Annotated in this window: 10 protein-coding genes; all 10 read left to right on the top strand. The window is 62.7% G+C overall.

The features are described 5' to 3' along the window. Positions 1-590 (top strand): glutamate ligase domain-containing protein (locus tag AC2VNK_RS00475; RefSeq protein ID WP_486882418.1); only part of this gene is annotated, 590 nt, incomplete at its 5' end. After that, positions 590-1,672: a phospho-N-acetylmuramoyl-pentapeptide-transferase gene (gene mraY, locus AC2VNK_RS00470; protein ID WP_486882417.1), complete on the top strand. Its 1,083-nt coding sequence runs from the start codon at positions 590-592 to the stop codon at positions 1,670-1,672. The genes AC2VNK_RS00475 and mraY, both read left to right, overlap by 1 nt. A gap of 1 nt (position 1,673) precedes the next feature. Next, entirely contained in the window at positions 1,674-3,020 is a 1,347-nt protein-coding gene (murD, locus tag AC2VNK_RS00465; RefSeq protein ID WP_486882416.1) for a UDP-N-acetylmuramoyl-L-alanine--D-glutamate ligase, read from the top strand. Next, positions 3,017-4,189 (top strand): putative lipid II flippase FtsW, encoded by a 1,173-nt coding sequence (gene ftsW, locus AC2VNK_RS00460; RefSeq protein ID WP_486882415.1) that lies wholly within the window; start codon positions 3,017-3,019, stop codon positions 4,187-4,189. Before murD ends, ftsW begins: the two co-directional genes overlap by 4 nt. Continuing rightward, positions 4,182-5,264, top strand: a complete 1,083-nt coding sequence (murG, locus tag AC2VNK_RS00455; protein WP_486882414.1) for an undecaprenyldiphospho-muramoylpentapeptide beta-N-acetylglucosaminyltransferase — start codon at positions 4,182-4,184, stop codon at positions 5,262-5,264. Before ftsW ends, murG begins: the two co-directional genes overlap by 8 nt. Further along, positions 5,257-6,651, top strand: coding sequence for a UDP-N-acetylmuramate--L-alanine ligase (gene murC, locus AC2VNK_RS00450; protein ID WP_486882413.1), 1,395 nt, complete (start codon positions 5,257-5,259; stop codon positions 6,649-6,651). The genes murG and murC overlap by 8 nt, the downstream gene beginning before the upstream one ends. Beyond that, entirely contained in the window at positions 6,648-7,535 is an 888-nt protein-coding gene (gene murB, locus AC2VNK_RS00445; RefSeq protein ID WP_486882412.1) for a UDP-N-acetylmuramate dehydrogenase, read from the top strand. Before murC ends, murB begins: the two co-directional genes overlap by 4 nt. Further along, entirely contained in the window at positions 7,528-8,454 is a 927-nt protein-coding gene (locus tag AC2VNK_RS00440) for a D-alanine--D-alanine ligase (protein WP_486882411.1), read from the top strand. Before murB ends, AC2VNK_RS00440 begins: the two co-directional genes overlap by 8 nt. Further along, positions 8,447-9,289: a cell division protein FtsQ/DivIB gene (locus tag AC2VNK_RS00435; RefSeq protein WP_291520747.1), complete on the top strand. Its 843-nt coding sequence runs from the start codon at positions 8,447-8,449 to the stop codon at positions 9,287-9,289. Before AC2VNK_RS00440 ends, AC2VNK_RS00435 begins: the two co-directional genes overlap by 8 nt. 30 nt (positions 9,290-9,319) lie before the next feature. Then, complete coding sequence (ftsA, locus tag AC2VNK_RS00430) at positions 9,320-10,588, top strand: cell division protein FtsA (RefSeq protein WP_012536017.1); 1,269 nt, start codon at positions 9,320-9,322, stop codon at positions 10,586-10,588. Positions 10,589-10,792: the final 204 nt, after the last annotated feature.

The following is a 10,792-nucleotide window of genomic DNA, read 5'->3' as shown; positions in this document are numbered from 1 at the left end:
ACGACCAGGGTGGCGGGCATCTGGAGGTGCGCGCTCCGCAAGGGCAATTCACTCTGGCGATTCCCTTGCCCGGTCAACACAAGGGCCGCAATGTTCTGGCGGCCACGACCGCGGCGCTGGCGCTCGACATTCCCATTCCGCAGATTCAACGGGCGGTGGCCGGACTGAAGGCCATCCCCGGACGTTTGCAGTGGCGCTCCGGCCCCCGTGGCAGTCGGATTCTGGATGACACTTACAATGCCAATCCGGCTTCTCTGGAAGCCGCCCTGCGCGTGCTCGCCGCGCAGCCCGGCCAACGCATTCTGGTCCTCGGTGGCATGGGTGAACTCGGTCCCGAAGCCGCACTTTATCATCGGCAGGCGGGGACGCTGGCGCGGCAACTCGGTATTGAGCGCCTTTACGCACTCGGCCCGCTGGCAGCAGAAGCAGCCGATGCCTTCGGCGTCAACGCCGAAGCCTTTTCCGAATTGCCCCCTTTACTGACCGCCCTGCCAAGTCGCCTGGACGGAGACACCGTGGTGCTGATCAAAGGCTCCCGCGCCGCCCATATGGAGCGTGTCGTACAGGCCCTAACGGGGGGGAACACCTGATGCTCTACGCCCTCTTTATGCAACTCGGTAGCCTTTATCACGGCTTTTACGTTTTTCAGTATCTGACCCTGCGCGGCGTATTGGCCATCCTTACCGCATTGATACTCTCGTTGTTAATCGGTCCTTTCTTTATCGCCCGCCTGCGCCAGTACAAAATCGGCCAGATGGTCCGCAATGACGGCCCCGAAACCCACCTGAGCAAGCAGGGGACGCCCACCATGGGCGGAGCCCTGATCCTGCTGGTAGTCATCCTGACGACGCTGCTCTGGTCGGATTTGAGTAATCCGCTGGTCTGGGTGGCGGTGCTCACTACTCTGGCCTTTGGCGCCATCGGCTTCATCGACGACTGGCGCAAGCTGCGGCGCAAAAACACCAAAGGACTCTCAGCGCGGACCAAATATGGTTTACAGTCGCTGGTGGCCTTCGCCGCGGCGGGGGTGCTCTATGCGCTGGCCAGCAGGCCGGTAGAGACCAGCCTGATCCTGCCTTTCATACCTCATGTGCTGATTCCGCTGGGCATCGGTTTCATCCTGTTCAGCTATTTCGTGATTGTCGGTACCTCCAATGCCGTCAATCTGACCGACGGACTGGATGGCCTGGCCATTGTACCGACAGTCATGGTCGCAGCGGCTTTAGGAATATTCGCTTACGTGTCCGGCAACGCGGTCTTCGCCCACTATCTGGATGTGCCCTGGGTGCCGGGCTCCGGCCAGATGCTGATTTTTTGCGGGGCACTGGTGGGTGCGGGGCTCGGTTTTCTCTGGTTTAACACGTATCCGGCAGAGGTTTTTATGGGCGATACCGGCGCCCTCGCGCTGGGGGCGGCGCTAGCCATCGTCGCCATCGTCGCCCGTCAGGAACTCGTGCTGGTCATTATGGGCGGCGTTTTTGTGGTAGAAACCTTATCCGTCATCATCCAGGTAGCCTCCTTCCGGCTCACCGGCAAACGGGTCTTCCGCATGGCGCCCCTGCACCATCATTTTGAAAAAAAAGGCTGGCCCGAACCCCGGGTGGCGGTCCGTTTCTGGATCATCACCGTGATTCTGGTCCTCGTCGGTCTTTCCAGCCTGAAGATACGCTGACATGGACCTCAACGGCAAAAAGGTATACATCGCCGGCCTGGGCAAGACGGGACATTCCCTCTTGCGCACTGCCCTGCGCCTGGGCGCCCGTTGCCGGGTCGCGGACACGCGCCTGCTAGAAGACGCCGCCGATCTGCGGCAACGTTACCCGGACGTCGATTTCCATTTTGGCGATCTTCCCGAAGACGTGTTCCTGGGTGCGGATATCATCCTGCTCAGCCCAGGACTGACGCCGACATTGCCCGCCCTACTCCGCGCCAGACAAGCAGACATAGAGATCATGGGCGATATCGAACTTTTTGGCCGGATCGCCCGGACGTCCATCGTCGCCATCACCGGCAGCAATGGCAAAAGTACGGTCACCACCTTGCTTGGCGAGATGGCACAAGCCGCCGGACTACGCGCCGCCGTCGGTGGCAACCTCGGCACCCCCGCCCTCGACCTTTTGCCGGAAACGGGTCCCGAGCCGGAGCTCTATGTCCTGGAGCTATCCAGCTTTCAGCTCGCTGCCTGCCAGCGCTTTCACCCACGCGCCGCCGCCATCCTCAACCTGAGTCCCGACCATCTGGACTGGCACGGCGACTATACGGCCTATGGTGCCGCCAAGGCGCGCATTTTCCAGGCGATGGGAGCGGGAAATACGCTGGTACTGAATGCCGAAGACACCTTTACCGCCGCCCTCCCCGCTCAGGTTCCGGCAGGGGTGCAACTGCAGTTCTTTGGACGGGCAGGCGATCGCGACGCCTATACCGCCGATGATCAGCTCTGCCTGCGCACCGACGGTCCGTTGCTGGCCTTGGATCAACTCCTGCTGCGCGGTGGGCATAACACCGAAAATGCGTTGGCGGCGGCATTGCTCGCTCGTGCCGTAGACATCCCACTTACCGCCATTCGGCAGGCCTTGCGCAATTTCTCCGGTTTGCCCCACCGTCTCGCCTGGATCGCTGAGATAAACGGGGTGAACTACTACGACGACTCCAAGGGCACCAATCTGGGCGCCACCCTCAAAGCCATGTCCGGCTTGCCGGGACCCCTGGTGATGATTCTGGGCGGCGATGGCAAAGGGGCCGACCTGAGCCCGCTGCGGGAAGCCTGCCTCGGTCAGCGGGGGGCCGTGGTCATTGGTAAGGATGGCCCGCAAATAGCTGCACTGCTGGCTGGCGTGTTACCGGTGCAAGCCGCCGACAGCATGCCGGCAGCGGTGCAGGCAGCAGCGAAGATGGCGCAGAGTGGCGACCAGGTGCTGCTCTCACCTGCCTGCGCCAGCACGGACATGTTCACCGATTATCAGGATCGCGGCCGTCAGTTTGCCGCAGCCGTACAGACCGTGACGGGGAGAGTGGCATGACCAGGCCAAGCTGGTGGTTAGCGGAAGACGGACCTGCCGACACTGTTCTCTGGTGGATCATTCTGGCCCTGCTCGGCTTCGGCTTCATCATGGTCTACTCCGCCAGCGCTCCGATCGCCCAGCACGAGACCGGCAACCCTTTCTTCTTTGCCGAGCGGCAGGGCCTCTACGGCATTTTTGCCGCCACGATACTCTATTACGCCAGCCGCATTGATCTGGATTTCTGGGAGCGCATCACTTTCCCGCTGATGGGCCTTTCCATAATCTCCTTGATCATTGTTTTCATACCATTTATCGGCGTATCGGTGAATGGCTCCCATCGCTGGATCAACTTCCTCATTGTCCGCCTGCAGCCTTCTGAGTTGCTGAAATTTGCCTTGCTGCTTTTCCTCGCCCGCTACGTGGTACGTAAGGGGGAGTTGCTGGGCCGCTTCAAAGAGGGGCTCTGGCCAATTTTTGTGGTGCTCGGTCTGCTGGGTGTGCTCCTGCTTCTGCAACCGGATTTCGGCTCTTACGCGATGGTGGTGCTCCTCACCGGAGTGATGCTCTTTCTGGGCGGCCTGCCCTTGGGTTACGTCATCCTGGCCGGCGCCGTATCGGGTAGCGCGCTCGGAATTCTGGCCGTATCAGCGCCTTATCGCCTGGCCCGCATCACGACCTTCCAAAACCCCTGGGCAGATCCTTATGGGGCTGGATTCCAGTTGGTGCAATCTCTCATTGCCTTTGGGCGTGGCGGCATCTTCGGAGTCGGTCTGGGCGACGGGGTAATGAAATATTTTTACCTGCCCGAGTCCTATACAGACTTCATTCTGGCGGTGATCGGCGAAGAGCTCGGCATGATGGGGGTGTGGTCCCTGGCGATTCTCTATGGCATCGCCTGCTGGCGGATCTACCGTGTCGGCCGCCGTGCTGCGGCGGCCGGTGATGCCTTCTTCGCTCTTTTCTGCTACGGCACGCTGACCTGGTTTGGGGGCGAAGCGGTCATGTCCATGGGCGTAAATCTTGGCGCTCTACCGACCAAAGGTTTCGCCCTACCGCTGATCAGTTACGGCGGCAGCGCCCTGGTCTTCCTCTGCGCAGCCCTGGGTGTCGTCCTTGGCGTCAGCCGCCGTTATCCGGCTGTGCCCAAAAGCAAAGTCGTCGTCCGGGAGAAACTCCAGAATGGCTGACAGCGTCCTGATCGCAGCAGGCGGCACTGGCGGCCATGTCTTCCCGGCCCTGGCGGTCGCCGACGCACTGCGCGCCCGGGGCGTGGAGGTCGCTTTTGCAGGAACTGCCGCCGGGATGGAAGCACGGCTGGTGCCGGAACGCGGCTACCCGCTGCATACCCTGGACATGCAGGGCCTGCGCGGCAAAGGCATGGGGCGCTGGTTGCGTGCACCCTGGCGGGTGAGCAAGGCCATCCTCCAGGCCCGGCAGATTTTGCGGCGGACCCGAAGCCATGTGGTCCTGGGCATGGGCGGTTACGTCGCCGCGCCCGTCGGCATCGCCGCCTGGACTCTGGGACGCCCGCTCTGCCTGCACGAACAAAATGCCATCCCCGGGCTCAGCAATCGTTTGCTGGCCCCGCTGGCCAGGCGTATTTTTCTCGGTTTTCCCGGCGCCCGTCTGGCCCGCGGTGAGTGGGTGGGGAATCCGGTGCGCGAGGCTATTCGCGCCTTGCCGGCACCGCAGGAACGCTTCCACAACCGTAAAGGACCGGCGCACCTGCTCATCATGGGCGGCAGTCAGGGCGCCAGGGTGCTCAACGAAGTCAGTGTCGCCGCGCTGAGCAGCATGACCGCCGCCGAGCGTCCTGCCATCTGGCATCAGGCGGGCAAGGATCACGTGGAAAGCACACAGGCGGCTTACGCGCGGGCGGGCATCGACGCCCGGGTAGAACCCTTTATAGAGGATATGGCGGCGGCGCTGGGTTGGGCCGATCTCGCGCTCTGCCGCGCGGGCGCCGCCACCATCGCCGAACTCGCCGCCGCTGGTCTCGGCGCCGTCCTGATCCCCTTCCCCTTTGCAGTAGACGATCATCAGGCCGCCAACGCCCGTTTTCTGGAGGAGGCCGGTGCGGCCAGGATGCTGCGTCAGGAGGGACTGGACGCCATACAATTGCGCGACGTGTTGAATCCCTTGTTGACCGACGCCGCACTCCGTCTGCGCTGGGCAGAAGCCGCGCGCGCTCAGGCCAAGGGCGACGCCGCCGCCACCGTTGCGACAGCGTGCATAGAATGTGCAGGAGGCAAAAATGCGTAACTGGGTCCGCCAAATCCACATGGTCGGCATCGGCGGCAGCGGCATGCGCGGCATCGCCGAAGTGCTACTGAATCTCGGCTATGCCGTCTCGGGCTCCGATTTACGCCCCGGCAGTTCCACCCTGCGCCTGACGGACTTAGGTGCGCGGATTTTCAGCGGCCACGAAGCGGCCAATGTGCGCGGCGCGGATGTGGTCGTGATTTCTTCGGCCATTCCCGAAAGCAATCCAGAGGTGCAAGCCGCCCGCGAACTGCGCATCCCCGTCATCCGCCGCGCCGAGATGCTGGCGGAACTGATGCGCTTCAAGCAGGGTATCGCCATCGCCGGCACCCACGGCAAGACCACCACCACGAGCCTGGTGGCCAGTATCCTCGGTGCTGGCGGACTGGACCCCACCTTCGTCATCGGCGGCCGCTTGAAGAGCGCCGGCACCCATGCCGCCCTCGGCAGTGGCGAATATCTGGTGGCAGAAGCAGACGAATCTGATGCATCCTTCCTCTATCTCTCGCCAGTCATGGCCGTCGTCACCAACATCGACGCCGATCACATGGAAACCTACGGCGACAGCCTCGATAATTTGCGCGGCGCCTTCCTGCAATTTCTCCAGCGCCTGCCCTTCTACGGCCTCGCCGTCCTCTGCACCGATGAACCCATGGTCGCCGGCCTCATCGCTGAATTGCGCACCCCCGTACTGCGCTACGGCTTCGGTGACGATGTGGATTTACAAGCGCGTGATGTCACCGTGCATGGTATCGGCAGTCGCTTCGCCGTGTGGCGGCGGGTGGACAGCGACTATGTCCACTGGCTGGATGTAGAACTGGGCATCCCCGGTCGCCACAACGTCCTCAATGCCCTCGCCGCCATCGGCATCGCCAGCAAGGTGGGCATACAGGAATCCACTATTGCCACCGCTCTGGCCGACTTCCGTGGGGTCGGCCGCCGCTTTGAGCTAGTCGGTACATTCGACGGAATTACCGTGGTGGATGATTACGGCCATCACCCCCGGGAAATCGCCGCCACTATCGCCGCAGCCCGCTCCGTATGGCCGGAGCGGCCGCTGGTGGTGGCCTTTCAGCCCCACCGCTACAGCCGCACGCAAGCACTCTTCGGTGATTTCGTCAGCAGCCTGGCGGCAGCGGATCGGGTGATTCTGACGGACATTTACAGTGCTGGCGAAAAGGCCTTGCCCGGCGTCAGCAGCCGCGCCCTCGCCGAAGCCATGGCCGCGCAGAACGTAACCGTCCGTTTCCTGCCTGATTTACTCACGGCGCCACAACAAATCCGCGCCGAACTCCCCGCCGGGGCCGTACTGCTGACCCTCGGCGCGGGCAGCATCGCCAGTCTGGCGGCACAATGGCCCCAGGTCTTCGGGAAGGATCCCGCATGATGCACGTTATTGGGGGTCGTCTGCGCCTGGGAGAACCCATGCACCGCCATACCAGTTGGCGGGTCGGCGGCCCAGCCGATCGCTTCTATCTGCCCGACACGCTGGAAGATCTGCAGGCTTTCCTGCAGCGTTTCGCCGTCGCCCCCCTCACCTGGCTCGGGCTGGGCAGCAATGTGCTGGTGCGCGATGGCGGCCTGCGCGGCACCGTCATTTGCCTCGCCAACACCCTGGATGAAATCACCCTCGACGCGTCCGGCCTGGTCCGTGCCGGAGCAGGTGCCGGCGCAGTCAAGATCGCCCACTTCGCCGCCAAAACCGGGCTCGCCGACGCCGAATTTTTGGCCGGCATTCCCGGCACCCTGGGCGGCTGTCTCAGTATGAATGCCGGCGCCCACGGTGGCGACACCTGGAGCTTGGTGGAATGGGTCGAGGTATTACATCCCGATGGCCAACTGCAACGTCTGTCTCGCGCCGAGTTTCAGATTGGTTACCGGGAAGTCCTGGGTCAGGGCGCGGCCTGCTTCGTCGCCGCAGGATTACGCCTGACCCCCGAAGACCGCGACACCGTCATGCAGCGCCTGCGTGCCTGGCAAGAACGCCGCGCCGCCACCCAGCCTCTGGAATGGCCGAGCTGCGGTTCCGTCTTCCGCAACCCCCCTGGCGATCATGCCGCCCGACTCATTGAGGCAGCAGAACTCAAGGGCATACGTTATGGCGATGCTGAAGTAAGTACCCAGCACGCCAATTTCATCATCAACCGCGGTGCTGCCCGCGCCGAGGAGATTGAAGCACTGGTGGCCAACGTACAACAAGAGGTTTTCAGTCGCTTTGGCATCGCACTCCAGCCGGAGATGCGCGTTATCGGGGAGGTGGCTGATGCCTGATTTGCCCCGCATAGCCGTACTTTATGGTGGTCCCTCCGGCGAGCGCGAAGTTTCCATCGACAGCGGTCGCGCCGTATTGCAGGCGCTGCAAGGATTGGGCCTGGATGCCGTCGGCATTGACATCCAGCCGGCCATCCTTCAGCAGCAAGTAACAGACAGCAAGGCGCACATCGTCTTCAACGTCTGCCATGGCGCGGTAGGCGAAGACGGTCTGTTGCAGGCCTGTCTGGAGACTCTCGACATGCCCTACACCGGCAGCGGCGTACTCGCTTCCGCCCTCGCCATGGATAAATGGCGCTGCAAGCAGCTCTGGCGGGCAGCCGGTTTACCGGTGACCGACGGCATACTGCTGCGCCGCGGCGAGAATGCACCTGATCTCGGCGCCCGCTTCGGTTGGCCCCTGTACATCAAGCCGAACCACGGCGGTTCCAGCCTTGGCGTCAGCAAAGTTACGGGTCCGGCAGAACTGGATGCGGCCTTGCAGAGCGCCTTTGCGATTGAAGACGAAGTCCTCTGCGAGGGTGCCGTCATCGGCCACGAAGCCACCGTTGGCATCCTCGACGGCCATGCACTGCCGCCCATTGTTATCGAAACACCCCGTGCCTTCTACGACTACACCGCTAAGTATCTCGCCGACGATACCCGCTACCTCTTGCCCTCCGGCCTCGGTGCCACACTGGATCAGCAGCTGCAGAGACTTGCGCTCAAGGCCTTTGCCGAACTGGGCGGCCGCGACTGGGGACGGGTCGACTTCATGATCAGCGGCGACGGCCAGGCCCATCTGCTGGAAGTGAACAGTGTACCCGGCATGACTAGCCACAGCCTGGTCCCCATGGCCGCCAAAGCGATCGGCATGGGTTTCCCGGAATTATGCAACGCCATACTGCGCACTGCGCAGAGGAGAGTGAAACATGGTTAGCGTCATGCGCGATTACCGCCATGGGCAGAACCCGCAACGTCCTGCCGCCACCCTCAAGGAGCCGCCCAAACGCAAAATCGAGGCCGCCCAGCCCAAAGTACGCCGGCCCATTCCGTGGCGGCTTTACGGTGGTGTGCTGGTCGGAGGTATCGGCCTCAGCGCCCTCGCCTGGGGGGGCTGGATGGGCTGGAACTGGGTGCGTGAACCACAGTTCATGCCCATCAGCACCCTGACCATTACCGGCACATCGGCGCGAATCCCTTTGCCCGAGGTGAACGCCGCCCTCAGACCTTATGTGGGTCAGGGCTTTCTCTGGATCCATCCGGATCAGGTGCGGCACGCACTCGACACCCTGCCCTGGGTGGCTGATGCCGAAGTCCGCCGGGTCTGGCCCGACCGGCTGCAGATCGATATCAAACCCTACACCCCGGTAGCCCGCTGGTTGGGCGGTGCGGGCCAGATGGTGGATGGGCTGGGTCAGGTGTTCAGCGTCCCCCCCGGGCAGGTACCCGGTGACCTGCCGAATCTCGAAGGACCGGCGGATAGCGGCGCCAGGCTGATTGCACAAATGGCCGACTTCAACCAGATCCTCGCCCCCCTGGGGGCCAGAGTGGTCGATCTGCAGGAAGACCAGCGTGGCGGCTGGCGTTGCATCCTCAGCAATAAGGTGCGCCTGCTGCTGGGCAGTGAAAACATCCTTCCCGCCTTAAAACGCTGGGTGGTTATTGCCCCCCAGGTCAAGGAATACCTCGTGCCGGGGGCCACCATGGACCTGCGCTACACCAATGGCTTTGCGGTCGCCATGCCCGCGGCGGCCACCGTCAGCAGTCAGTAACGGATCACCGATCCGAAGGAGCGAAACGAAATGAAACGCAGCAATCCGGAACTCATCGTCGGTTTGGACATCGGCACCTCCAAGGTCGCCTGCATCGTCGCCCAGTCCAGGGGCGGCCGTGAGGCAGAGATCATCGGCGTCGGTCAGCATCCCTCCCGCGGCCTCAAAAAGGGTGTGGTCGTCGACATCGAATCCACCGTTCAAGCCATCACTCGCGCTGTACAAGAAGCGGAATTGATGGCCGGTGTGCAGATTCACGGCGCCATCGTCGGTATTGCCGGCGGCCACATCCGCGGCTACAACAGCCACGGCATCGTCGCCATCAAGAACAAGGAAGTCAGCAATGAGGATGTCGGTCGGGTGATGGACGCCGCCCGTGCCATCGTCATCCCCCAGGACCAGAACGTCATCCACATCCTCCCCCAGGAATTCATGATCGACAGTCAGGAAGGCGTCCGTGAGCCCGTCGGCATGTCCGGCGTGCGCCTGGAGGCACGGGTGCACATCGTCACCGGTGCCGTCAGCGCCGCGCAAAACATCACCAAGTGCGTCGAACGCTGCGGCTTGCAGGTACAGGATCTGGTCCTCGAACAGCTCGCCTCCGCCGACGCCGTCCTCACCGCTGATGAGAAAGAACTCGGTGTCTGTCTGGTGGACATCGGCGGTGGCACCACGGATATCGCCATCTTCCGCGATGGCGCCGTTCGCCACACCGCCGTCATCCCCATTGCCGGCGATCAGGTTACCAACGACATCGCCCTTGGTCTGCGCACCCCGCCCGTCGAAGCCGAACAGATCAAAAAGCTCTACGGCTGCGCCCTCGGTGATCTGATCGAGCAGGATGATGAAATCCCCGTCCCCAGCGTCGGCACCCGCCCGCCCCGGACGATTTCGCGGCGTATTCTCGGCGACATCATCGAGCCCCGCATCAAGGAGCTTTTCGAGCTGATCCAGGCGGAACTGCGCCGCACCGGCTACGAAGACATGGTCGCGGCAGGGGTGGTCATTACCGGCGGCTCCAGCAAACTGGAAGGCATGGCCGAACTGGCCGAAGAAATCCTCCACTTGCCGGTGCGCGTCGGCGAGCCCATGCATTTACCGGGCATGGAAACCGTCGTCCGGACTCCGGGCCATGCCACAGGCGTCGGTCTGGTCATGTACGGACTGCACAATCAAGTGGCGAGTCAGGCCGAGCCACTTCAGAACCCGGCCATCGCGGCCCGGGAAAATCATATGGATACGAGCTTCGGCGGCGTTTTTCGCAAGATGCGCTCCTGGGTACAGACGAGCTTTGGCTAATTCCTGCTCGCAGGGCTGAAGCACATAATTTTGCAGGACTTCAAGAAGGGGAAAGACCATGTTTGAACTCAATGAATGTGAACAAGACGGCGCTGTCATCAAAGTCATCGGCGTCGGTGGCGGTGGCGGCAACGCCATCAACAACATGTGCGCGGCAGGTCTGGAGGGCGTGGAATTCATCTCCGCCAATACCGATGCCCAGGC

This window comes from Acidithiobacillus sp. TH-A35 (genome assembly GCF_057473505.1).
This window is presented reverse-complemented; position numbering and strand designations above follow the sequence as displayed.

What these genes read in the sequence shown, in the direction of transcription:
- mraY (WP_486882417.1), top strand. Translation starts at nt 590, where the DNA reads ATGCTCTACGCCCTCTTTATGCAACTCGGTAGCCTTTATCACGGCTTT.
- murD (WP_486882416.1), top strand. Translation starts at nt 1,674, where the DNA reads ATGGACCTCAACGGCAAAAAGGTATACATCGCCGGCCTGGGCAAGACG.
- ftsW (WP_486882415.1), top strand. Translation starts at nt 3,017, where the DNA reads ATGACCAGGCCAAGCTGGTGGTTAGCGGAAGACGGACCTGCCGACACT.
- murG (WP_486882414.1), top strand. Translation starts at nt 4,182, where the DNA reads ATGGCTGACAGCGTCCTGATCGCAGCAGGCGGCACTGGCGGCCATGTC.
- murC (WP_486882413.1), top strand. Translation starts at nt 5,257, where the DNA reads ATGCGTAACTGGGTCCGCCAAATCCACATGGTCGGCATCGGCGGCAGC.
- murB (WP_486882412.1), top strand. Translation starts at nt 6,648, where the DNA reads ATGATGCACGTTATTGGGGGTCGTCTGCGCCTGGGAGAACCCATGCAC.
- AC2VNK_RS00440 (WP_486882411.1), top strand. Translation starts at nt 7,528, where the DNA reads ATGCCTGATTTGCCCCGCATAGCCGTACTTTATGGTGGTCCCTCCGGC.
- AC2VNK_RS00435 (WP_291520747.1), top strand. Translation starts at nt 8,447, where the DNA reads ATGGTTAGCGTCATGCGCGATTACCGCCATGGGCAGAACCCGCAACGT.
- ftsA (WP_012536017.1), top strand. Translation starts at nt 9,320, where the DNA reads ATGAAACGCAGCAATCCGGAACTCATCGTCGGTTTGGACATCGGCACC.